The sequence below is a fragment of the Rhodobacteraceae bacterium M382 genome (genome assembly GCA_025141015.1).
GTDB classification, from domain to species: domain Bacteria; phylum Pseudomonadota; class Alphaproteobacteria; order Rhodobacterales; family Rhodobacteraceae; genus Aliisedimentitalea; species Aliisedimentitalea scapharcae.
In genome coordinates, this window is sequence record CP081098.1 from 3,202,062 (window position 1) to 3,225,613 (window position 23,552).

Genomic DNA, 23,552 nt, shown 5'->3' on the forward strand with positions numbered 1-23,552 from the left:
GTCATCCCGCGGGTCGGATCAGCCGCGCCCGCGCAGGTAGTCGGCGATACCGCCCTGTGGACGGGTCCGGGTAAAGGCCAGCAACATGCCCACCGCAATCCCGCCCGCGATCAGCGATGACCCCCCATAGCTGACAAACGGCAGGGTCATGCCTTTGGCCGGGAGCAGCCGTACGGCCACGCCCATGTTGATCATTGCCTGCACACCGAACATCGCGGCCAGGCCCGTGCCCGCCAGACGGGTGAACGGATCGCGTTCGCGCATCAGGCGGAACAGAGATCGCACCACGATCAGCGCGTAGAGCGAGATAATCACCAGCACCAGCACCAGGCCGTATTCTTCGGCCGCTACGGCAATGATGAAATCGGTATGCGCATCAGGCAACGACCATTTCACTTCGCCCTCGCCCACGCCAACGCCGAACAGCCCACCTTCGCGGATCGCGTTGGTGGCATATCCCAGCTGGGTGGTCGGGTCGACTTCGGGGTTCAGGTAACCGTCGATGCGGCGGGCAAAATGTTCGGAATTGGCATAGGCAAACATGCCGCCCAGCACCACGACCCCGGCCATGGCAACCAGCAGCAACATTGGCGCACCGGCCACAAAATACATCACGCCCCAGCCAAACAGCACCAGCGACGCCTGACCAAAGTCAGGCTGCATCACCAGCATCAGCACCACAGTCACACACAGGCCAAAAGACCAGAGTTTACCCGGAGGGCCGTTGATTTCCTGGCTGGCCGCGATCAGCCAGGCCGCCACAACGACAAATCCGGGTTTGAGAAATTCGGACGGCTGCACCGAGGCAAAGCCAAGCGAATACCACCGCATCGCGCCCTTGCCAAAATCAGTGCCAAACACCGGCAAAAGCGCCAAGGCCGCAAACGAAATGACAAAGCCGATCACCGCCAGACGGCGCACCAGCTGTGGCGACATCATCGAGGTCAGCAACATCGCCACCAGCGCCGCACAGCCAAACACGGCCTGACGACTGACATAGTGGAAGTTGCCGAACCCGTTGCGTTCCGCCAGCGGCACCGACGCCGCAAGCCCCAGCAACAGGCCCACCGCGAACAACAGCATGACGCAGGTCATCGACCATTTATCAAGCGTTCGCCACCATTTTGGAAGAATAGGTTCTCCGGCCCGCTGGGGAACCGCGCCATACACCATCTCAGTCATGAGATCACCGCCACTATCTGCCTCAAGAAACGTCCCGTTTTCGGGATCTGATCCACGCTGTCGCGCAGGTTGAGGCAAATGTACCGCAAATCCGAGTCTCGCACCAGTCTTTTGACCCAGGCGGTGGCGGTTCCCCGCGCGTGTGCAAAACCGGGCAAAATGTGGTAGGATGGCGGCCTGTTTAGACGTTCTTTTTTTAGAAATCACATTTGAGGAGACAGGATATGTCCAGCAATTGGGACACTTTGGTTCACACCTATGCACAATCCACGATCACGGCACCGGCGTTGAAACTGGTCACCCTGGCGCAATGGGCTTTGGAGTCCAATTTCGGACAAAGCGAGCTGGCACAGGAGCATCTGAATTTTGGCGGGCTCAAATTTCGCGCGCGGGTCAATGCGACCCGGCATCTGGCCGACCCTGTCGATTATCAGGCCCATGACGGTTGGGACACCTATTGCCGATTTGGCAGCCATCAGGATTTTATTGACGGGTATTGGGCCTTTGTCAGCAATGGACCGATGTACGACGGCTGGCAGGTCTATGGTGATGATCCGTCGGGGTATATCGGACATCTGCAACGCGGCGGCTATGCACAGGACCCGGATTACCTGGGCAAGATCCTGAATCTGCTGCCCCGGATCCGCACCCAGATCAACGATCTGGGTCACAGCACCCTGCTGGCCAGCGGCGCCCTGCTACCACGGCGCAAGTTCCGTCTGGCCGTTCTGATCGGGCACAACGCGGTCGCCAAAGGGGCCTTTTGCGACCAATTGGCCGTATCCGAATGGATCTATAACCAGCGCGTTTACCGCCATATGGCGGACATGGCACCCGAATATGAAATCGAACCCAAACAGTTCTTTCGCCAAAAGAGCGCCACCTACACCGAAGAGATAGAAACGGCCTATGCGCTGATTGATGCCTGGGGGCCAGATGCCATTCTGGAGCTGCATTTCAACGCCGGAGGTGGGCGGGGCACTGAAACCCTGTATTGGGGCGGGTCGGTCAAGGGCAAGGCGCTGGCCACCGCCCTGCAATCCGCGATGCTGCGCGAATTGGGTCTGAAAAACCGGGGGATCAAGGACCGCAAAACCGGGCGCGGGTCGACCTCTCTGGGGGCTTCGGCCTTTCCAACGGTTTTGACCGAACCCTTCTTTGGCGATTCCGCGGGTGATTGCACGGTTATGGCCGCGGTTGGTGAAGAGGCGCTGGCGCGGGCCTATCTGATTGGTGCCCGCGACGCGATGGAGGGGTTCTGATCCTGTAAAACCCTCTTGCTTTTCTCGCCCTGCTCTGGCTTTGGGAGAGAATGCATTTCGAGACGATCATAATCGGGGCCGGTGCGGCCGGCATGATGTGTGCGGCCCACGCGGGGCGCAGCGTGTTGGTGTTGGATCACGCCAAGGCCCCGGGCGAAAAGATCCGGATTTCTGGCGGTGGGCGCTGTAATTTCACCAACATGTGGGCCGAGCCTGCGAACTATCTGTCCGCCAACCCGCATTTCTGCAAATCCGCGCTGGCGCGGTATACGCAGTGGGATTTTATCGAACTGGTGAACCGCCATGGCATCGCCTGGCATGAAAAGACATTGGGTCAGCTGTTCTGTGATGGATCAGCCAAACAGATCGTCGCCATGCTGTTGGCCGAGATGGACCGGGTCGGTGCCCAGCTGTGGCTGAACTCCGGCGTCGCGGAGCTGCGCAAGACCGACGGCGGGTTCTCGCTGGACGTCAACCGGGACGGCGGGCGGCGTACCCTGACCTGTCGCAATCTGGTGCTGGCCTCGGGCGGGAAATCCATCCCCAAAATGGGCGCAACCGGGTTTGCCTATGATGTGGCGCGCCAGTTTGGGCTGAATGTGACCGAAACGCGCCCCGGTCTGGTTCCATTTACCTTTTCCGATGCACGGTTCAAACCGCTGTCGGGCACCGCCCTGCCGGTGCGCCTGTCCAATGCGCAGGCATCCTTTGACGAGGCGATGCTGTTCACCCATCGCGGCCTGAGCGGGCCGGCCGTGTTGCAGCTGTCGTCCTATTGGCACGCGGGCGAAGCGATCCGGGTCAACCTGATCCCGGAGCTGGATCTGTTCACCGCCCTGCGGGATCAGCGCCAGACATCGGGGCGCAGGGATCTGAGCACGGAACTGGCCCGCCATCTGCCCGCCCGCCTGGTCGACTTCCTCGCGCCGGAACTGGCGCTCAAGGGGCGGTTGGCGGATCAATCCGATACGGCGTTGCAGACACTATGCGACGGTTTGCGTGACTGGCACCTGACCCCGTCCGGCAGCGAAGGCTATCGCACTGCCGAAGTCACCCTGGGCGGCATCGACACCGACGGGCTGTCGTCCAAAACTATGCAAGCCAAAACCGTTCCGGGGCTGTTTGTCATCGGCGAGGCGGTGGATGTGACCGGCTGGTTGGGCGGGTACAACTTCCAATGGGCCTGGTCGTCGGCCTATGCAGCAGGCGTGGCAATTGCCAAGGGCGCGGTCTGAACCGCAGCCAGAATGAACGCCCCCCAAAAATCCTGGCGGGGCGGGGTCTTCTGCCCGCTCCTCGGCGCTGTCAGCCGTCACATCCTCTGACGGTCTGCATCTGCGTCCCCATCCCTTCGACGCCCAGCTCCAGAACGTCACCGGGTTTGAGATAGACCTGCGGCTTCTGCCCCATGCCGACACCGGGTGGGGTTCCGGTGCTGATCACGTCACCGGGCTGCAGGCTCATGAATTGCGAGATATACGAGATCAATTCCGCCACACCAAAGATCATCGTTTCGGTAGAGCCCGCCTGGAATGTTTTTCCATTCACCGACAGCCACAGGTTCAATGCCTGCGGATCGGCGATTTCATCCGGTGTGACCAGCCAGGGGCCGATCGGACCAAAGGTATCGGCGCTTTTGCCCTTGACCCATTGCCCCCCGCGCTCCAGCTGAAAGTCGCGCTCGGACACATCATTGATGACGCAATAGCCCGCCACATGATCCAGCGCTGTGGCCTGATCGACATAGCGCGCCGCGCGCCCGATCACGACACCCAATTCGACCTCCCAATCGGTCCTTTTTGCGCCGCGCGGGATGATGACATCGTCATTTGGCCCGCAAATGGCCGAGGTGGCTTTCATGAACAGAATCGGCTCTGTGGGCACCGGCATTCCCGCTTCGGCCGCATGGTCGGAATAATTCAGTCCGATACAGATGAATTTGCCAACCCCGGCGACACAGGGGCCAATGCGGGTATCTGCGCTCAGTGTTGGCAGACTGCGCAGGTCCATCTGCGCAAGCCCGGTCAATGCCGCCGGATCCAGAGCCGCATCGCGCCAATCCGCAACCAGCGCGGACGCATCCCGCAGCTGGCCCTCTGAATCCAGAATGGCCGGTGTCTCTCGTCCCGCGGCCCCAACTCTGAGTAATTTCATCTGTTTTCTCCCATGTGACCCCGGTCCGGCCGGCCGCCAACTCAGCCCAGGCCCAGCCGCGTGGTCACTGCTGCGATGAAATCATCACCGCGCTGTTCAAAATTGTCATATTGGTCAAAACTGGCCGCAGCCGGAGCCAGCACCACGGTGTCCCCTGGCTGTGCGTCGGTGATCGCGCGTTCGACGGCTGTGGCCATGGTGGTGCAGACCTCGGCCTCTACATCCAGTTGCATGGCAAACCCGGCCGCTTCGCGCCCGATAACATAGGCTTTGACCACAGTGCCGGTCTGACCCCGAAGCGCGTCCAGCCCGCCTGCCTTTTCCAGCCCGCCACAGATCCAACGGATGTTCGAAAAGGCGCTCAGCGCCTTGATCGCGCTGTCGACATTGGTGGCCTTGCTGTCATTGACATAGCGCACGCCGTCCTGTTCCGCGATGGTCTGGCTGCGGTGTGGCAGACCCGGATAGCTGGCCAATCCGGTCTCGATCTGGCGCGGGGCCAAACCGAGGGTGCGGGCCGCCGCATAGGCGGCGCAGGCGTTTTGGTGATTGTGAACACCCGGCAGTCCCTGAATGGCACGCAGGTCAATGGAACCCGCCTGGCGCCCCTTGCGATATTCCGACAAAAACCCCTTGCGCACAAAGACATTCCAGCCCGGCCCCGCCAGCTTGCGCGATGCAGAGACCCGGATCACCCGGTCGTCTGTCACCCCTTCGCTGAGCTGACCGGCCAGAAATGCGCCTTCGTTCTCGTCCACGCCAATCACGGCGCGATCCGGTCCACCTTCGGCAAACAGGCGGCGTTTGGCGGCGAAATAGCCGCCCATGCCTGCGTGGCGGTCCAGATGATCCGGAGACAGGTTGGTGAACACGGCCACATCCGGCGTCAGCGACCGGGCCAGTTCAGTCTGATAGCTGGACAGTTCCAGCACCACCACATCCCCGTCACCGGGCGGGTCGATGTCCAGCACCCCCCGACCGATGTTCCCGGCCAGCTGAGACCTGCGCCCGGCCTGTGTCAGGATGTGCTGAAGCAGCGCAACGGTGGTGGATTTCCCGTTCGACCCCGTGACGGCCACAATCCGCGGCGCGATGTCGAAATTGTTCCAGTCATGGGTCGCGACCGAGCGGAAAAACAGGCCGATGTCATTGTCGACTGGAACGCCCGCGTCTAAAGCGGCGCGAACCACCGGGTTGGGCGTGGGATAGAGATGCGGAATACCCGGAGACACGATCAGCGTCGCCACATCGTCAAAGGCACCCGATTTCATCAGATCCTGACAGGAGAAACCTTCGGTTTCGGCTGTGGCGCGGGCGGCGGGATTGTCATCCCAGCACAGCGGCACAGCCCCCCCTGCGTGCAGGGCGCGCGCTGTGGCCAGCCCTGACCGGCCCAACCCGAGAACTGCCACATTGGCGCCTTCAAATCCTTTGACCGGGATCATTTCGCCGTCCTCACCTGAACTTTTTTCTCTCGCGACACCCTGTACTGGAGAACCCGGAATATGCAAGGGCGCGCCGCGTTTCACCGGTGCCAAGGCGTTTCAAACCGCAAGAAAAAAGCCGCTTCGACGCGGCTTTTTATAGGTCACATGTGGCAGACAGCTTAACGCACTTTCAGCGTGGCCAGACCGATCATCGCCAGGATCAGAGAAATGATCCAGAAGCGGATCACAATGGTTGGTTCCGCCCAGCCCTTTTTCTCATAGTGGTGATGGATCGGAGCCATCAGAAACACGCGTTTGCCTGTCCGTTTGAAATAGAGCACCTGAATGATCACGCTCATCGCTTCGACCACGAACAGACCGCCCACGATGGCCAGCACCAGTTCATGTTTGGTCACCACCGCAATCGCCCCCAGCGCCCCCCCCAGGGCCAAAGACCCGGTGTCGCCCATGAACACAGCCGCCGGTGGCGCATTGTACCACAGGAACCCCAAACCGCCGCCAAACAATGCAGCGGTAAAGATCAGGATCTCTCCGGTGCCGGGCACATAGTGCACATCCAGATATTCGGTAAAATCGACCCGCCCCACCGCATAGGCAATCACGCCGAGGGTCGAGGCCGCAATCATCACCGGCATGATGGCCAGCCCGTCCAACCCATCCGTCAGGTTCACCGCATTGGCCGCGCCAACGATCACGATGACCGAAAACGGGACATAGAACACACCGAGATTGATCAGAGTATCCTTGAAAACAGGCAGCGCCAGCCGGTTCTGCAAGGCGTCCGGGTGATAGGCCGCAGCCCACAAGGCGGCCACGATCCCGATCAGGATCCCCAGCGCGATGCGCAGTTTGCCCGGAACCCCTTTGGTGTTCTGTTTGGACACTTTTGCATAATCATCGGCAAACCCGATGGCTGCATAGGCCAGTGTCACGAACAACACCAGCCAGATGAACGGATTGTCCCACCGCCCCCACAACAAGGTCGCCGTGACCAGCGCCCCCACGATCAGCAACCCGCCCATGGTCGGCGTGCCTGCCTTGGTGAAATGGCCTTCGGGACCGTCGTCGCGGATCGGCTGGCCCTTGCCCTGGCGTTTGCGCAGAACATTGATCAACGGCCTGCCAAACAGAAAGCCGAACAGCAAGGCCGTCATAAAGGCCCCACCGGCGCGAAAAGTGATATAGCGGAAGAGGTTGAAAAAATCCCCCCCATCCGACAGCTCGGTCAGCCAAAACAGCATGTCAGGTGGCCCCGTTCGGTTCGTGTTGCGTTGCAGAGTGGGGGCCATGGCCCAGATCGCGGATGGCGTCAACAACCCGGGCCAATGCCATCGACAATGACCCCTTGGCCAGCACAATGTCGCCGATTGCGACCTCATTGGCCAGCGTGGCTGCGGCTTGGGCGCTGGTTTCGAACCAGCCACCGCGTTTGTGTTCGGGCAGCGCCGCGTGCATGGCCCGCATCAACGGGCCCACGCAGTGCACCCGGTCAACCCCGGCCAAAGCCGGGTGAACCGCCATGTTTGCATGCAGAGCCATCTCATCAGGGCCCAGTTCCTTCATGTCGCCCAGACAGGCAATGCGCCGTCCCTGCCCCTGGGTTGCGGCCAGCACCTCGAGCGCCGCCCCCATCGAGGTTGGGTTGGCGTTATAGCTGTCATCGAGCAGAATGATCTCGCCGCCCACGACGGTGATCACTTCGCGGACGCCGCGTCCCTTGACCGGGGACCACAGCGACAGACTGTGTGCCGCGCGCACCGGATCCGCGCCCAGCGCCGTGATACAGGCCAAGGCCCCCAATGCGTTCATGGCAAAATGACGGCCCAAAGACTGGATGTGCAGCGTCACGTCGCCGTCAGGTGTGCGCACCTGCGCCACCGTGGTTTCCCCCTGCAGGTCGGTGGACAGCAACCGATAGTCCCGGGCGCGCTCCCCGAACCAGACAACCGGGACGCCGTGATCGCGCGCCACTGCGCCCAGAATGTCAGCCTGGGCGATATCGCCATTCAGAACCGCCACACCGCCGGGCTCCAGCCCATCAACAATGGCCGCCTTTTCACGCGCAATCCCGGTGATGTCGTCAAACGCCTCCAGATGCACCTCTGCCACCGTCGTGACCAGGGCCACATGGGGACGTGCCTGTTGCGACAAAGGCGCGATTTCGCCGGGGTGATTCATGCCGATTTCGATCACCGCAAATTCGGTGTCGCGCGGCATCCGCGCCAGGGTCAGCGGCACCCCCCAATGATTGTTGTAACTGGCCACAGCCGCATGGGTGCGGCCCTGATCGGCCAGCATCCGGGCCAGCATCTCCTTGGTCGAGGTTTTGCCCACCGACCCGGTCACGGCCACGATCTGCGCCGTGCTGCGGGCACGCGACGCGCGGCCCAGCGCCTCGAGTCCGGCCTGAACATCATCGACGATCAACAGCGGTGCCTCCGGACCAACGCCATCAGGAACATGAGACACCAGCGCAGCACCGGCCCCATTGGCCAACGCCTGGGCGACAAAATCATGCCCGTCGCGCGCGGCCCTGAGCGCCACAAACAGATCGCCGGGTTCAATCGTGCGGGTGTCGATCGACACGCCAGTGACCTGCCAATCCCCCTGCACGCGTCCGCCGGTGGCCTCGGCGGCCTCGGTTGCTGTCCACAACACTGTCATGCAATTCCCCCGTCCAGCGCCGCCACGGCCATGCTGGCCTGTTCCACATCGTCAAAAGGCAGCACATCATCGCCAACGGTCTGCCCGGTTTCATGCCCTTTGCCGCAGACCAGCAGCGCGTCGCCCGGTCCCAGCAGATGAATGCCGCGCAGGATCGCTTCGGCGCGGTCGCCGTATTCCTGTGCATTTGGCGCACCGGTCTTGACCGCAGCGCGGATCAGGGCCGGATCCTCGGAGCGCGGGTTGTCGTCGGTGACGATCACCAGATCGGCATTGTCATGCGCGGCCTGCCCCATCAGCGGGCGTTTGGTGGCGTCCCGATCGCCACCGGCCCCGACAATCGCAACCAACCGCCCCAACACATGCGGGCGCATGGCGCGCAGGGCCGTGGCCACCGCGTCAGGCGTATGAGCATAGTCCACAAAGACAGCCGCCCCGTTCTGGCGCGTGGCCGCCAGCTGCATGCGCCCCCGAACAGTTGTCAGATGCGGCAGCGTTTCAAAGACCCTCTGGGGGTCTTCGCCGCCTGCGATCACCAATCCGCAAGCCAGCAGCACGTTTTCAGCCTGAAACCCGCCGATCAGATCCAGCCGCGCCTGATAGGGTTTGTCATGCCAGGAGAACCGCAAATCCTGCCCTGTCGCATCATAGCGTTGCGCAATCAGCTTCAGATCGCCCATACCGCGCCCGACGCCGATGACTTCCTGACCGCGGGCGGCGGCAATGGCGCGCATTTCGGATCCGCGGGAATCATCCAAGTTGATCACCGCAACGCCATCTTCGGGCAACACCCGGCGGAACAGCCCGGCCTTGGCGGCGAAATAGGCATCAAATGTTTCGTGATAGTCCAGGTGATCCTGGGTGAAATTGGTAAATCCCGCAGCTGCCAGCTGAACCCCGTCCAGACGACGTTGTTCCAGCCCGTGCGACGATGCCTCCATCGCCGCGTGGGTCACACCGTGGGCGGCCGCCTGTGACAGGGCATTATGCAGGGTAATGGGTTCCGGTGTCGTATGGGCCAGCGGGTAGGACCAGGCCCCTTCCACCCCGGTGGTGCCCAGATTGATCGCCTGGTGACCCAGCTCGCTCCAGATCTGGCGCACAAAAGTCGCCACCGAGGTCTTGCCGTTGGTACCGGTCACCGCCACCATGGTTTCGGGCTGAGCGCCAAACCACAACGCCGATGTCATCGCCAACGTCTGGCGTGGGTCTTCGGCAACGACCACGGCCACCGACGATTCGGCCAGCAGGGTTTCGGCAATCTGAGCGCCCGTGGCGTCGGTCAGGATCGCGGTCGCGCCACGATCCAGCGCGGCGGGAATGAATTTGGCCCCATGCACCTGGGTTCCGGGCAAGGCCGCAAACAGAAAGCCGGACTGAACGGCCCGGCTGTCCACGGCGAGCCCGGTGATCATCGGATCCACTCCGCCGCGCGCGGTGAGCGCCAGTTGACTGAGAGGTTTGGGGTCTGTGGTCATATCTGCCCTGCCTTAGTTTGAGGTCAGGGTTATACCAGCCAATTGTCCGGGTTCAACGTGTGGTCTGAGACCCAACAAAGGAGCCACCCGACCGATCATTTCGGCCGCGACCGGCACCGCTGTCCAGCCCGCGCTGCGGCGTTCTTCGCCGTAGGCAACCACCGACGGTTCATCCAACGTTAGGATCAGCACATATTTTGGATCATTGGCCGGGAACATTGCGGCAAAAGTGGCGATGACCTTGCTTTCATAATAGCCGCCATTCGGTTTCGGTTTGTCGGCGGTTCCCGTCTTGCCGCCCACCACATACCCCGGAACCTCGCCAAAGCTGGCTGTGCCCGACGTCACCACCTTGCGCAGCATCAGTTGGGCCGCATGGGCAGCTTCGGTCGACATGATACGCGGGCCGTATTGGGGGCCGGGCTGTTTCAGGATCGTGGGGCTGATATAGTGGCCACCATTGGCAATCGCCGCATACCCAGCGGCCAGATGCATCGGGCTGGTCGAAAGCCCATGCCCGTAAGAGATGGTTACAGTGCTGAGTTCGCCCCATTGTTTCGGGAACAAGGGCTGTCCGCCGCGGGCTTCGACAATTTCGAACGGCGTGGGGTCAAACATGCCCAGCGAGCCCAAAAAGGCCTTTTGTCGGGTTGCTCCGATTTGCAGGGCCAGACGCCCGGTGCCCCGGTTCGAGCTTTTGACAATGATGTCAGCCACGCTGATCTTGCCATAGTTCTTGTTCTTGAATTCGCCGATGGGATAGCCACCGACCCGCATTGGACCTGATGTGTCAATGATGGTCTCGGAATTCACCAGCCCCAGATCCACGGCCTGCGCCGCGGTGAAAATCTTGAAGGTCGAGCCCAGTTCATACACCCCCTGCACGGACCGATTGAACAGCGGGCTGTCGGACTGATCCCCGCTCACCGGAGGGCGCGGCCGTTCGTTGGGGTCAAAATCAGGCAGGCTGACAACCGAAACAACTTCGCCGGTGTGCACATCCATCAACACCGAAGTCGCACCTTTGGCATTCATCAGCTTCATGCCGCCATACAGCACCCGTTCAGCCGCTGCCTGTACGGTCAGATCCAGCGACAATTGCAACGGTTTTGCACCATTGGCCGGGTCGCGCAGATAGCCGTCAAACTGCTTTTCGACGCCCGCGACACCAATCACTTCGGCCGCGCTCACGCCTTCCTTGCCAAAACCGGCCCCACCCAGCACATGGGCCGCCAGGCGGCCGTTGGGATAGAGCCGCATTTCACGAGGGCCAAACAACAAACCGGGATCGCCCAGATCATGCACGGCCTGTTTCTGTTCCGGGCTGATGCGTTTCTTGATCCAGACGAATTTCCGCTTGCCGGTGAAATCCTTGAGCAGGCGGTCCTGGTCGAGATCCGGAAAGATCGTCATCAACCCATCCACAGCCGCCACCGGGTCCACCATCTGGGGCGGCTGGGCATAGAGGCTGAACGTGTCGAAATTGGTCGCCAGGATACGCCCGTCGCGATCCACAATGTCAGCGCGCTGCATGGCGATGGCAGATCCGGCCGCATTGGCAAAGGGTTCGGCCGGTTCAGTCGAGGCCAACATGCCCATCCGCGCCCCGATCACCACAAAGGCGCACAGGAAGAACCCACCCATGACCAACAATCGCCCTTCGGCGCGTTGGCGTGTCTTGTCCTGCATTTCAGCATGACGGCGGCGGATATTTTCGCGTTCGATCACGTCGGGGTTTTCCCCCTTTGAACGCGCGTCGAGAATGCGGGCCAAAGGCCGTAGCGGCGTGCGGATCATGGGAACTGCTCCTGCCCGGCGGAATCCATGGTCGATACATCTATCCCGTTTTCGAATTCCAGCTGAGTTTGCGGGTATTCCACTTCGTCCACACGACCGAATTGATCGGGACGCAACGGCAACAGGCCCAGACGGTCAAAATTGATTTCTGCCAGATCGCGCAATCGGTCCGGGCGATTCAAATAGGCCCATTCGGCACGCAGGACACTGAGTCGGACCTGCGCCTGACCGATCTGGCGCTGCAAGGCGCGGTTTTCCTTGAGCACCTGTTGGGTCGCATAATTTTCACGATACGCCCAGAATGCCAAACCAAACACGGCCAAGGCAGTCAGCACATACAGCAACATTCTCATTTGCGTGCCCCTTTGAGCTGCGGCATGCCAATTTCACGGGCGGTGATGGGGGTGGCGGGGGCCTCGGTCCGGCGACCGACCCGCAGACGGGCAGACCGGGACCGTGGATTTTCCGCCAGTTCCTGTTCATCAGGACCGACCGACTTGCGGGTGACCAGTTCAAATTGCGACGGGATCACTTCGAGTTCGGGCGCATAGCGGTTGGCCCGTCCCGTTTTGCCTGCGCGATGCTGGAAAAATCGTTTGACCATGCGGTCTTCGATGGAATGGAATGTCACAACGGCCAGCAACCCGCCGGGCTTCAATGCGCGCTCGGCTGCCAATAGACCGTTGAACAGCTCGTCGTATTCGGCATTCACCGCAATCCTCAGCCCCTGAAACGACCGCGTCGCCGGGTGCGATTGCCCCGGTTTCGATCTTGGCAGACAGGATTCAACGATCGACGCCAACTGAAGGGTCGTGGTGATCGGAGCTTCGGTGCGGGCCCGCACGATCGCCTTGGAAATCCGGCGCGAAGCGCGCTCTTCTCCAAATGTGAACAGCACATCAGCCAGTTCGACTTCGTCCAGCTCTGCCACCAGATCCGCCGCAGAGGGGCCATCCTGGGACATACGCATGTCCAGCGGGCCATCTCTCATGAATGAAAATCCGCGCTCGGCCAGATCCAGCTGCATGGAGGACACGCCCAGATCCAGAACCACACCGTCCAGATCGCTGGCATAGTCATCCATTTTCGAAAAGACGCCCGCTTGCAGGATCAGCCGATCACCGTAGTCACCTGCCCATGTCCGGGCCATGTCAAAGGCCAGCGGATCCCGGTCCACGCCGATAACCTGATCGGCACCTGCCTCTAGCAAGCCACGCGAATACCCACCTGCGCCGAATGTTCCATCCAACCAGCGTCCCGACACCGGTGCCACCGCTGCCAGCAATGGGCGCAGCAGAACGGGAACATGCGGGGCGGATCCGGTTTCAGGGCCAGTCTCCTTACCTGCCGCCATTCCTTACGCGCCTCCTGCGCCATCCAAGAATTGCAAAGGATCAAAATCGTCGGGCAGCTCTTCCAGCCATTCTTCGGCGGCGGCCAGCTCTTCGGATTCATATGTTTCGGGCTTCCAGATCTGGAATGTGTCACCCGCAGCGATAAAAAACGCCTCTTTTTCCAGGTCGATCTTGCCGCGCAGCTTGGTCGGCAAGACCAGGCGCCCAGTTTCATCCACATTGGTGGGAAAGGATTGCCCATGGAACAGGCGCTGCAACATCTTGCGTTCCATCGAACCACGCGGCAGAGCGTCGATTTTGGCGTCGACCTCGTCGATGGCGTCCATGGTATAGCATTCCAGGAATTTGCGGCGGTGATCCCCGTAGACAATCACCAGTTCGGGATTGCCACCGGATTGCCAGTTGGGATCGCCCGCCTCCAGCACACGGCGAAACGAGGCCGGGATAGACACCCTGCCCTTCGTATCCACCTTGTGGTGGCTTTCGCCTCTGAACCTGCGGCCCAAAATCCCTGTCCCTTTTTTTTCGCGCCCCCGCGTGTTTATCGTCCCCCAGAAAGGAGAAACGGCGGGTTGATCTGCTGCCACTGATCAACCCGCCGTCCTCGTCCCGCTGAGCGGGGGTTCCGACTGCGCGCGCCACCTGGGGGGATGTCTGCTCGCTCGCGCGCCGGATCTCTTCAAGTCTTGAATGAGGAAGGAGGCCTGTATGAAACCTGCTTTTGTTTTTGTTCGGGGTCTGGAGCCCCTTGGTCCGTCTTCATTCGATATATTAGGGATGCCATGGGAATTCATGGAAATCAACAGAATTTTGCACCGGAATCACTGCAGCACGGGGTAATTCGGCGAACCGACGCTCCAGGCTTCCATGGAAGTCACACCCAAAAACGCGGAATGTAGACAAAACGATCCAAACACCCACAACATATCGGTTGCGCGCTCCACCTCTGCCTTTGTCCCTCAAATTCCCAAGTTTTTTTGAATTGACCCGATCAAGAAACTTTTGTTCACGGTTCGCCCCATCCAAATTTCATCCGAAACACACCGATCCTTTCGATTTTCCCAGGATTTGGCTCCAAGTGATTCGGAAAATTGCCCTGTGCGCTTCATTGCGTCCCATAATTTCCCATACAGCCTCTAGCGTCCCGGATCCGGCCCATAAATTCCCAAACTCCGGATCAGCGTCCGGCCCGGGGTGGCGATCTGACCGCAGCAGGCCGAATGAGCGCGTAAAGGTGTCTCGCCCTAAGGATCGGTCCTAATGTTTGGTCCTAATGTCTGCCTCTACTGTTCTGTCCTGCGGTGCGACTCTGGCGTGCAGCGCAACAGTAGTGGGCAACGGCCTGCCCCGCCTAAATTCCAAAAGGTCAAGCCCATCCGCAGTCACCCATGCAAATGCTGCATAGCAGCAATGCCCACGCAGGGGATTGTGCATCCGCAGCATTTCCCCAGATATAGGGCATAACAAACGACACACATGACGCTGCCCCGCCGCAGCATTCGAAGACCAAGAAGGACTGAGCCCATGGCCATGACATCCGAAATCAGCACCCGCCGTGGCACCCTGACAAGCAACCCTTTGGCCTTTGTCGACACTTTGGTCGCCCGCTTTTCACGGTATGCCATGTTCCGTCGCACCATGAACGAGCTGTCCGCTCTCAGCGACCGCGAGCTGTCCGATCTGGGGTTGAGCCGGTCGCAACTGCGCCGCGTGGCCCATCAGGCCGCATACGAAAACAACTGAATTCAAGGTTAGACCGGGCCTCTTCTCCTCCTCCCTTGGGGCCTGACCTAAGCGGTGACATCGTCCTCCTCCCTGATGTCACCGCACAAATACCGGCAGCGATGTCGGGCTGAAAGCACCCGGGGTTTCTCCTCCTCCCTACCTCTGGTGTTGAATGAAAACGGCGGCGCCCTCCTCCTCCCTGGCGCCGTCGTTTTTTTATGCCTAATGCCCCCCCATTTTCCCGAGACACGCAGCGCAGCTGCGCCTGTCCGATCGCTGTGCGATCGGAAACACTATCCAGCCCGATCGCTGTGCGATCGGAAGCATCTATCCCGTCCGGTCGCATAGCGATCTGAAGCACCTGCCCCGTCTAATCGCGCAGCTGCCGGATACATTTCCATTTGGACATATTCAGGCGCTCAGGACCTCCCGCACATCGGAGGACAAAACACGGCGGAAAAAACACGGCGGGCGACGAAAAGACGGGCAAAAAAAAGGCCCGGATCGCTTTGCGATCCGGGCCGGTCGGATGCCGCAGGCATCCGAAACCGTTCAGAATGGAATATCATCGCTTGAGGACACGAACCGGGCCACCACTTTCTTGGCCCCTGCCTTGTCAAAATCAATCTCCAGCTTGTCACCTTCGATCCCGACCACAGCCCCATAGCCGAATTTCTGGTGGAACACCCGATCCCCCAGGGTAAAGCTCGACACCGCCTCCAGATCAATCACCGTGTTGCGGCTCTCCTTGGGTTGGGACATGCCACGCTGACCGGACCGCGCCTGCAACCGTTTCCAGCCCGGCGAATTATAGCCATCCGCCTTGGCCACGCGCTCTTCGATCCCCCCTCGTGACTGCGGTGTCTGCGCCGCCGCTCCATATCCGCCGCCGTACAACCCGGGTGGCGTCAGGACCTCGACATGATCCTCGGGCAGTTCATCGACGAATCGAGACGGCAGCTGCGATTGCCATTGGCCGAACACCCGCCGGTTGCCTGCAAATGAAATGGTACAGACCTCTTCGGCTCGGGTGATTCCCACATAGGCCAGCCGGCGCTCTTCCTCGAGCCCCTTTTGCCCGCTTTCATCCATCGACCGTTGGGACGGAAACAACCCGTCCTCCCATCCGGGCAGAAACACCGATGGAAACTCCAACCCCTTGGCCGCGTGCAGGGTCATGATGCTGATCTTTTGATCCGAATCCTGCTTGTCATTGTCCATGACCAGGCTGACATGTTCCAGAAACCCCTGCAGGTTCTCAAAGTTTTCCAGCGCTTTGACCAATTCCTTGAGGTTTTCCAACCGTCCCGGAGCTTCGGGCGACTTGTCGTTCTGCCACATGGTGGTATAGCCGCTTTCGTCCAGAACGATTTCCGCCAGCTCCATATGGGTCATGCCGGCGTCATTCACCAACCGCCCCCAACGGCCCAGATCCTCGACCAATTGGCGCAGGGCACCGCCGCCCTTGCCCTTGATCAACCCGTTGTCCACGGCAATCCGCGCCCCTTCGACCAAAGGCACCGCATGTTCGCGGGCCATCGCCTGAATGGTCTGCTGTGCCTTGTCCCCCAAACCGCGCTTGGGCGTGTTCACAATACGTTCAAACGCCAGATCATCCTCTGGGCTGACCACCTGCCGGAAGTAAGCCATGGCGTCCCGGATCTCCATCCGTTCATAGAACCGCGGCCCACCGATCACGCGATAGGGCAGCCCTATGGTCAGAAACCGATCTTCAAACGCGCGCATCTGATGCGAAGCCCGCACCAGAATCGCCACCTCGTTCAGATCGTACCCGCGCATCCCCCGGGTGCCGCGTTGCATCGATTCGATTTCCTCGCCGATCCAACGCGCCTCTTCCTCACCGTCCCAATGACCGATCAGACGGACCTTCTCGCCCTCTTCTGCCTCGGTCCACAGCTCCTTGCCCAAACGCCCCTCGTTGCCCCGGATCACATTCGACGCCGCCGCCAGAATATGCGGGGTCGAGCGATAGTTCTGCTCCAGCCGCACCACATGCGCGCCGGGAAAATCCTGTTCGAATCTCAGGATGTTGCCAACCTCGGCCCCGCGCCAGCCATAGATTGACTGATCATCATCCCCGACACAGCAGATGTTCTTATGTCCCGCCGCCAAAAGGCGCAGCCACAGGTATTGAGCGATGTTTGTGTCCTGATATTCGTCCACCAGCACATAGCGGAACCAGCGCTGGTATTGCCCCAACACATCCGGGTGGGTCTGAAAGATCGTCACAACATGCAACAGCAGGTCGCCAAAATCCGTTGCATTCAGATCCTTCAGGCGTTGCTGGTACCGGGCATAAAGCTCGATGCCGCGATGATTAAAAGCGCCCGACTCGGCCACCGGCACCTTGCCCGGTGTCAGGGCACGGTTCTTCCAGTCATCAATGATCCCGGCCAGCATGCGTGCGGGCCACCGTTTATCATCAATGTTTTCCGCCCGGATCAGCTGTTTCAGCAACCGGATCTGATCATCGGTATCCAGAATGGTAAAATTCGACTTGAGCCCCGCCAACTCGGCATGGCGGCGCAGCAGTTTCACACAGATCGAATGAAAGGTGCCCAGCCATGGCATCCCCTCGATCGACTGCCCCAGCATACGCCCGACCCGTTCTTTCATCTCGCGCGCGGCCTTGTTGGTGAAGGTCACTGCCAGAATCTCGTTCGGACGCGCCCGGCCTGTGTTCAACAAATGCACAATCCGCGCGGTCAGCGCCTTGGTCTTGCCCGTGCCCGCTCCGGCCAACATCAGCACAGGACCGTCCATCCGCTCCACAGCATCCCGCTGGGCCGGGTTCAAATCATCCAAATACGGCACCGGCCGGGCCGCCATGGCCCGGGCCGACAGGGAGGCGCCTTCGAAGGCGTCCATTTCGTCAAAACTGCTCATGGCCGCGATCCTAACCTGACTGCCCGCACAACGAAAGAGGTGTTCGCGCAATGTTCTGCAGGGTTTTTTGCACCCATGTCCCAAAGCGGCGCGACACAGACTATGTTGCGTCGCCTGACCACAGGCGCGGAGCCCCCGACCACAGGTCGGGGGCGACAGATCCGGTGCGCGGCACGCGCGCCTTTTGGCAGCGGGGCCAAAGAGGGCGACGCAAGGCTGGACTTTCCCGTCGGCACCATCACAAATATCCCTCATGGATTTACATGCGCGCTACCCTTCGCTTCACGACCTCAAAACCCGCGCCAAACGGCGCCTGCCAAAGTTCGTTTGGGACTATCTGGACAGCGGCACCGGGATCGAGGCCGCAAAGGCGCGCAATCGCAACGGGCTGGACGCTTGGGGGTTTGTTCCCTCGATCCTGCATGGGCCACTGGATGTCGATCTGGGGATCGATCTGTTTGGGACCCGCTGTCCCCTCCCCTTTGGTATGGCCCCCGTGGGGATGTCCGGCCTGATCTGGCCCGACGCCGAAGGACATCTGGCTCGGGCCGCGGCGACCGCTGGTATTCCTTATACTCTGTCCACTGTTGCCAGCCAAAGCCCCGAGGATCTGGCCCCTCACCTGGGGTCCAACGCCTGGTTCCAACTCTACCCGCCCAAGGACCCGGACATTCGACAGGACTTGTTGGACCGCGCCCGCGCCGCGGGGTTCAAAACCCTGGTCTTGACCGTTGATGTGCCCGTCGCATCCCGCCGCGAACGTCAGGTGCGCAGTGGATTGACCCAACCGCCCAGGCTGACCCCACGCCTGATGGCGCAGGTGGCCCTGCGTCCCGGTTGGGCCCTGGGCATGGCCCGGCCTGGAATGCCCAACATGCGCACCCTGGACAAATACATAACCCAGGACCTGAGCGGCCTGCCGCCAACGGCGCATATCGGCTATTTGCTGCGCACCTCTCCGGATTGGGGCTATGTCGAATGGCTGCGTGACCATTGGGATGGCCCGTTTGTGATCAAGGGCGTGATGCGCCCCGAAGATGCCGAGGCGCTGGACCGGATCGGCATCGACGGGCTGTGGGTGTCAAATCACGCAGGCCGCCAGTTCGATGGCAGCCCTGCCGCCATCGATGCCTTGCCTCTCATCCGCGCTGTCACAAAACGGCCGATTGTCTTTGACAGCGGGATCGAAGGCGGGCTCGACATTCTGCGTGCTCTGGCACTGGGGGCTGATTTCATCATGTTGGGGCGGGCCTATCACTATGCTCTTGCGGCCTTGGGACCGCACGGTCCAACCCATCTGACAGAGATTCTGCAGCGCGATCTGGAGGCCAACATGGGGCAAATGGGGTGTTCGGTTCTGACGGCATTGCCAACGCCCATCCGGGTGACCCCGGGGCATTTGTGACGCGGCGTCACAAAAATTGACGGATTTGCGCCGCATGAGAGCGCAATCATGCCGGTTCTACCCAGAACTACGGGTATACGACACGGTAGAAACCGCCTAACACTCCGTCCCAACTTCACGACCCAGAGGGTGACATGACCGACTTCAAAAAGATCCTGATCGCGAACCGCGGTGAAATTGCCATTCGTGTGATGCGTGCAGCCAATGAAATGGGCAAGCGCACGGTTGCGATTTTTGCCGAAGAGGACAAGCTGGGCTTGCACCGCTTCAAGGCGGATGAGGCCTATCGCATTGGTGAAGGCATGGGCCCTGTTGCCGCCTATCTGAGCATTGACGAGATCATTCGAGTGGCCAAGGAGAGCGGCGCGGATGCAATCCACCCCGGTTACGGGCTGTTGTCGGAGAACCCGGATTTCGTCGATGCCTGTGCGCGCAACGGCATCACCTTTATCGGTCCCAAGGCCGAAACCATGCGCGCCCTGGGTGACAAGGCCAGCGCGCGGCGCGTGGCGATTGAGGCCGACGTTCCCGTTATCCCCGCCACCGAAGTGCTGGGCGATGACATGGCCGCGATCAAGACGCAGGCCGCCGAGATCGGTTACCCGCTGATGCTGAAAGCCTCCTGGGGCGGTGGCGGACGCGGCATGCGCCCGATCCTGTCCGAGGCTGAGCTGGAAGAGAAGGTTCTGGAAGGGCGCCGCGAAGCCGAAGCCGCATTCGGCAATGGCGAAGGCTATCTGGAAAAGATGATCACCCGCGCGCGTCACGTCGAGGTGCAGATTCTGGGCGACAAACACGGGCAGATCTATCACCTGTTCGAACGTGATTGTTCGGTGCAGCGACGCAACCAAAAAGTGGTCGAACGCGCGCCCGCGCCATACTTGAGCGAAGAGCAACGCGCCGAGGTCTGCGAACTCGGTCGCAAGATCTGTGCCCATGTGGGCTATGAATGTGCCGGAACCGTTGAATTCCTGATGGATATGAACACAGGCACCTTCCACTTTATCGAAGTGAACCCGCGGGTGCAGGTGGAACACACCGTTACCGAGGAAGTCACCGGCATCGACATCGTGCAGGCACAGATCCTGATCGCCGAAGGCAAGACCATCTCCGAGGCCACCGGCAAGGACAGCCAGGACGACGTGCGTCTGAATGGCCACGCGCTGCAGACCCGGATCACCACCGAGGATCCGCAGAACAATTTCATCCCCGACTATGGCCGCATCACCGCGTTCCGCGAAGCCACCGGCATGGGCATCCGTCTGGACGGCGGCACCGCCTATTCCGGCGGCGTGATCACGCGCTACTACGATTCGCTCTTGGTCAAGGTTACGGCCCACGCCCAGACCCCGGAAAAGGCGATTGCCCGGATGGACCGCGCGCTGCGCGAATTCCGTATTCGCGGTGTCAGCACCAACATCGCCTTCGTCGAGAACCTGCTGAAGCACCCGATCTTCCTGAGCAATGAATACACCACCAAATTCATCGACGAGACGGCGGATCTGTTCCAGTTCGCACGTCGCCGCGATCGCGGTACCAAGGTTCTGAACTATATCGCCGATATTTCGGTGAACGGTCACCCGGAAACCACCGACCGCGCTGCACCTGCCACCGATCTGCGCGAACCGCGCGCACCCCAGGTCGATCCCGGCTTTGCCCCCTATGGCACCCGCAATCTGCTGGAGCAAAAGGGTCCAAAGGCAGTTGCCGACTGGATGAAAGCCCAGCGTCAGCTGCTGTTGACCGACACCACCATGCGCGACGGGCATCAGTCGCTGTTGGCGACCCGGATGCGGTCGATCGACATGATCAAGGTGGCCCCCGCCTATGCCGCCAACCTGCCCCAACTGTTCTCTGTTGAATGCTGGGGGGGCGCGACATTCGACGTGGCCTATCGCTTCTTGCAGGAATGCCCCTGGCAGCGTCTGCGTGACCTGCGCGAGGCAATGCCGAACCTGATGACCCAGATGCTGCTGCGTGCCAGCAACGGCGTCGGCTACACCAACTATCCTGACAATGTGGTGCAGGAATTCGTGCGCCAGGCCGCCAGCACCGGTGTCGACGTGTTCCGCGTATTTGACTCGCTGAACTGGGTCGAAAACATGCGCGTCGCCATGGATGCGGTGGTGGACGCGGGCAAGGTCTGCGAAGGCACCATCTGTTACACCGGCGATATTCTGGACCCGAACCGTGCCAAATATGACCTGAAGTACTATGTTGGCATGGCCAAGGAACTGGAAGCCGCAGGCGCCCATGTTCTGGGTCTGAAAGACATGGCAGGTCTGTTGAAACCGGCCTCGGCCAAGGTGCTGGTCAAAGCGCTGAAGGAACAGGTTGGCCTGCCAATCCACTTCCACACCCATGACACCTCCGGCATCGCGGGTGCGACCATTCTGGCCGCTGCCGACGCAGGCGTGGATGCCGTGGATGTCGCCATGGATGCGTTCAGCGGCGGCACATCGCAGCCTTGCCTCGGCTCGATCGTCGAAGGTCTGCGCAACACCGACCGCGACACCGGTATCGACATCACCAAAGTGCGTGAAATCTCGGACTATTGGGAAGGTGTGCGGGCACAGTATGTGGCGTTCGAAAGCGGTCTGGCGGCCCCTGCCTCCGAAGTCTATCTGCACGAAATGCCCGGCGGTCAGTTCACCAACCTCAAGGCGCAGGCGCGTTCGCTGGGGCTGGAAGAGAAATGGTCAGACGTTGCCCAGACCTATGCCGACGTCAACCAGATGTTCGGTGATATCGTCAAGGTGACGCCATCCTCCAAAGTTGTTGGCGACATGGCGCTGATGATGGTGTCCCAGGGCCTGACCCGTGCCGAGGTCGAAGACCCCGCCACCGACGTGGCATTCCCGGATTCGGTCATCGACATGATGCGCGGCAACCTGGGCCAGCCTCCCGGTGGTTTCCCTGCTGGCATCATCAACAAGGTGCTCAAGGACGAAGCCCCCAATCTGACCCGCCCCGGTGCCCATCTGGAGCCTGTGGACCTCGAGGCCACCCGCGCCGAACTGTCCGCCGAGCTGGAAGGCAAGCCGGTCGATGATGAGGATCTGAACGGATACCTGATGTATCCCAAGGTGTTCCTGGATTACATGGGGCGTCACCGCACCTATGGTCCGGTGCGGTCCCTGCCAACGCGCACCTTCTTTTACGGGATGGAACCAGGCGAAGAGATCACCGCCGAAATCGACCCCGGAAAAACGCTGGAAATCCGCCTGCAGGCGATTGGCGAAACGGACGACAACGGCGAGGTCAAAGTGTTCTTTGAACTCAACGGTCAACCCCGCGTGATCCGGGTGCCCAACCGGTTGGTGAAATCCACCACTGCACAGCGCCCCAAGGCGGAATTGGGCAACCCCAACCACATCGGTGCCCCGATGCCCGGCGTTGTCGCCACCGTCGCCGTTTTGAGCGGCCAGGACGTCAAGGAAGGCGACCTGCTGTTGACCATCGAAGCCATGAAAATGGAAACCGGCATCCACGCCGAGCGAGACGCAACAGTCAAAGCACTCCACGTCCAGCCCGGCGGTCAGATCGACGCCAAGGATCTGTTGGTCGAATTGGAGTAAGCCCCCTCACGGGCCGACCCCGTCGTACCGTGAGAGATGTGCCCATGGGTACACAAGCTCGAACATCCTTCACCTGCCGCAGATCCTGCGGCAGGTGTTTTTTTGGACGGTTTTACCTGCGCACGCCGGACCAGTCCGCGACCCAGTTGGCATGACGGCATTCCCAAATGCCCTGCCCCAACCTGTCGAGCCGCCCAGGAATGGATCCCGCCCCCCTATCAATCATCTTGACCAAATCCCGATGCCGGGGATCTGGGTATGGCCCTGACCTGCTACGCAACGGTGTGCTCGAATCGGTCTGCCCGGTGGCCCCACGGGCATCCTTCTTTCTGAGAGGTGTCGCGTTCTGCGAGCGCTGCATCGAATTCAAGGGCGAGCATTCCGGACCACCCCCGCGCCGTTCGCCCTACAGGCCAGAATCCCGCACGTCAGCTGTTGTGCGCCTGTGGTGCAGGCACCGAACGCTTGCAGGCCTCTGATATCAAATGGCGCGCAATTGGCACTTGCATCCAGAGGGCGGCACATGACCGCCCCAGATCTGTTTGCCTCAACTGATACGGTCCATACGCATGTTCGCCCGGCACCCAACCGGCCAGC

The 23,552-nt window shown here is 60.8% G+C and carries 16 protein-coding genes; 5 read left to right on the forward strand and 11 right to left on the reverse strand.

All coding sequences use genetic code 11. The features are described from left to right. Positions 1-18 precede the first annotated feature (18 nt). The gene (gene ftsW / locus K3727_14890) at positions 19-1,182 is read right to left on the reverse strand and encodes a putative lipid II flippase FtsW (GenBank protein UWQ90074.1); all 1,164 of its coding nucleotides are present in this window, start codon (positions 1,180-1,182) and stop codon (positions 19-21) included. Between the two features lie 224 nt (positions 1,183-1,406). On the opposite strand from ftsW, the gene K3727_14895 reads away from it, so the two are divergent. Both K3727_14895 and K3727_14900 read left to right on the forward strand, forming a co-directional pair. Beyond that, positions 1,407-2,444 (forward strand): glucosaminidase domain-containing protein, encoded by a 1,038-nt coding sequence (locus K3727_14895; GenBank protein UWQ90075.1) that lies wholly within the window; start codon positions 1,407-1,409, stop codon positions 2,442-2,444. Between the two features lie 50 nt (positions 2,445-2,494). After that, positions 2,495-3,679, forward strand: a complete 1,185-nt coding sequence (locus K3727_14900; GenBank protein ID UWQ90076.1) for an NAD(P)/FAD-dependent oxidoreductase — start codon at positions 2,495-2,497, stop codon at positions 3,677-3,679. Positions 3,680-3,749: 70 nt separating this feature from the next. Here K3727_14900 and K3727_14905 read toward each other — a convergent pair whose 3' ends face one another. From K3727_14905 to mraZ, 9 genes are all read right to left on the reverse strand, one after another. Further along, complete coding sequence (locus K3727_14905) at positions 3,750-4,598, reverse strand: fumarylacetoacetate hydrolase family protein (protein UWQ90077.1); 849 nt, start codon at positions 4,596-4,598, stop codon at positions 3,750-3,752. Between the two features lie 41 nt (positions 4,599-4,639). Next, a complete protein-coding gene (gene murD / locus K3727_14910; GenBank protein UWQ90078.1) occupies positions 4,640-6,043 on the reverse strand; it encodes a UDP-N-acetylmuramoyl-L-alanine--D-glutamate ligase in 1,404 nt (467 codons plus the stop codon). Between the two features lie 161 nt (positions 6,044-6,204). Then, a complete protein-coding gene (gene mraY / locus K3727_14915) occupies positions 6,205-7,287 on the reverse strand; it encodes a phospho-N-acetylmuramoyl-pentapeptide-transferase (protein UWQ90079.1) in 1,083 nt (360 codons plus the stop codon). A gap of 1 nt (position 7,288) precedes the next feature. Continuing rightward, positions 7,289-8,710 carry a UDP-N-acetylmuramoyl-tripeptide--D-alanyl-D-alanine ligase gene (murF, locus tag K3727_14920; protein ID UWQ90080.1) on the reverse strand — a complete coding sequence of 474 codons (1,422 nt, stop codon included), beginning with the start codon at positions 8,708-8,710 and terminating at the stop codon, positions 7,289-7,291. Continuing rightward, the gene (locus K3727_14925; GenBank protein ID UWQ90081.1) at positions 8,707-10,188 is read right to left on the reverse strand and encodes a UDP-N-acetylmuramoyl-L-alanyl-D-glutamate--2,6-diaminopimelate ligase; all 1,482 of its coding nucleotides are present in this window, start codon (positions 10,186-10,188) and stop codon (positions 8,707-8,709) included. Before K3727_14925 ends, murF begins: the two co-directional genes overlap by 4 nt. Before the next feature lie 12 nt (positions 10,189-10,200). Beyond that, positions 10,201-11,985, reverse strand: coding sequence for a penicillin-binding protein 2 (locus K3727_14930; GenBank protein ID UWQ90082.1), 1,785 nt, complete (start codon positions 11,983-11,985; stop codon positions 10,201-10,203). Next, entirely contained in the window at positions 11,982-12,338 is a 357-nt protein-coding gene (locus tag K3727_14935; protein ID UWQ90083.1) for a cell division protein FtsL, read from the reverse strand. Before K3727_14935 ends, K3727_14930 begins: the two co-directional genes overlap by 4 nt. Further along, positions 12,335-13,339 carry a 16S rRNA (cytosine(1402)-N(4))-methyltransferase RsmH gene (gene rsmH / locus K3727_14940; protein UWQ90084.1) on the reverse strand — a complete coding sequence of 335 codons (1,005 nt, stop codon included), beginning with the start codon at positions 13,337-13,339 and terminating at the stop codon, positions 12,335-12,337. Before rsmH ends, K3727_14935 begins: the two co-directional genes overlap by 4 nt. A gap of 3 nt (positions 13,340-13,342) precedes the next feature. Beyond that, positions 13,343-13,846 carry a division/cell wall cluster transcriptional repressor MraZ gene (gene mraZ, locus K3727_14945; protein UWQ90085.1) on the reverse strand — a complete coding sequence of 168 codons (504 nt, stop codon included), beginning with the start codon at positions 13,844-13,846 and terminating at the stop codon, positions 13,343-13,345. Positions 13,847-14,864: 1,018 nt separating this feature from the next. Here mraZ and K3727_14950 point away from each other — a divergent pair. Continuing rightward, on the forward strand, positions 14,865-15,083 hold the full coding sequence (locus tag K3727_14950) for a DUF1127 domain-containing protein (GenBank protein UWQ90086.1): 219 nt from the start codon (positions 14,865-14,867) through the stop codon (positions 15,081-15,083). Between the two features lie 534 nt (positions 15,084-15,617). On the opposite strand, the gene K3727_14955 is transcribed toward K3727_14950, so the two are convergent. After that, positions 15,618-17,972, reverse strand: coding sequence for a UvrD-helicase domain-containing protein (locus tag K3727_14955; GenBank protein UWQ90087.1), 2,355 nt, complete (start codon positions 17,970-17,972; stop codon positions 15,618-15,620). Between the two features lie 253 nt (positions 17,973-18,225). Between K3727_14955 and K3727_14960 the strand changes: the two genes are divergently transcribed. Both K3727_14960 and K3727_14965 read left to right on the forward strand, forming a co-directional pair. Next, positions 18,226-19,377, forward strand: coding sequence for an alpha-hydroxy-acid oxidizing protein (locus K3727_14960; GenBank protein ID UWQ90088.1), 1,152 nt, complete (start codon positions 18,226-18,228; stop codon positions 19,375-19,377). A 134-nt stretch (positions 19,378-19,511) separates the two neighbouring features. Beyond that, a complete protein-coding gene (locus K3727_14965; protein UWQ90089.1) occupies positions 19,512-22,955 on the forward strand; it encodes a pyruvate carboxylase in 3,444 nt (1,147 codons plus the stop codon). Positions 22,956-23,552: the final 597 nt, after the last annotated feature.

Excerpts from the sequence above, each read along its gene's own strand:
- K3727_14960 (UWQ90088.1), top strand. The coding sequence starts at position 18,226 with ATGGATTTACATGCGCGCTACCCTTCGCTTCACGACCTCAAAACCCGC.
- mraY (UWQ90079.1), bottom strand. The coding sequence starts at position 7,287 with ATGCTGTTTTGGCTGACCGAGCTGTCGGATGGGGGGGATTTTTTCAAC.
- K3727_14950 (UWQ90086.1), top strand. The coding sequence starts at position 14,865 with ATGGCCATGACATCCGAAATCAGCACCCGCCGTGGCACCCTGACAAGC.
- K3727_14930 (UWQ90082.1), bottom strand. The coding sequence starts at position 11,985 with ATGATCCGCACGCCGCTACGGCCTTTGGCCCGCATTCTCGACGCGCGT.
- K3727_14905 (UWQ90077.1), bottom strand. The coding sequence starts at position 4,598 with ATGAAATTACTCAGAGTTGGGGCCGCGGGACGAGAGACACCGGCCATT.
- K3727_14925 (UWQ90081.1), bottom strand. The coding sequence starts at position 10,188 with ATGACCACAGACCCCAAACCTCTCAGTCAACTGGCGCTCACCGCGCGC.
- K3727_14935 (UWQ90083.1), bottom strand. The coding sequence starts at position 12,338 with ATGAGAATGTTGCTGTATGTGCTGACTGCCTTGGCCGTGTTTGGTTTG.
- K3727_14965 (UWQ90089.1), top strand. The coding sequence starts at position 19,512 with ATGACCGACTTCAAAAAGATCCTGATCGCGAACCGCGGTGAAATTGCC.
- ftsW (UWQ90074.1), bottom strand. The coding sequence starts at position 1,182 with ATGACTGAGATGGTGTATGGCGCGGTTCCCCAGCGGGCCGGAGAACCT.
- murD (UWQ90078.1), bottom strand. The coding sequence starts at position 6,043 with ATGATCCCGGTCAAAGGATTTGAAGGCGCCAATGTGGCAGTTCTCGGG.
- rsmH (UWQ90084.1), bottom strand. The coding sequence starts at position 13,339 with ATGGCGGCAGGTAAGGAGACTGGCCCTGAAACCGGATCCGCCCCGCAT.
- K3727_14895 (UWQ90075.1), top strand. The coding sequence starts at position 1,407 with ATGTCCAGCAATTGGGACACTTTGGTTCACACCTATGCACAATCCACG.
- K3727_14955 (UWQ90087.1), bottom strand. The coding sequence starts at position 17,972 with ATGAGCAGTTTTGACGAAATGGACGCCTTCGAAGGCGCCTCCCTGTCG.
- murF (UWQ90080.1), bottom strand. The coding sequence starts at position 8,710 with ATGACAGTGTTGTGGACAGCAACCGAGGCCGCCGAGGCCACCGGCGGA.
- K3727_14900 (UWQ90076.1), top strand. The coding sequence starts at position 2,495 with ATGCATTTCGAGACGATCATAATCGGGGCCGGTGCGGCCGGCATGATG.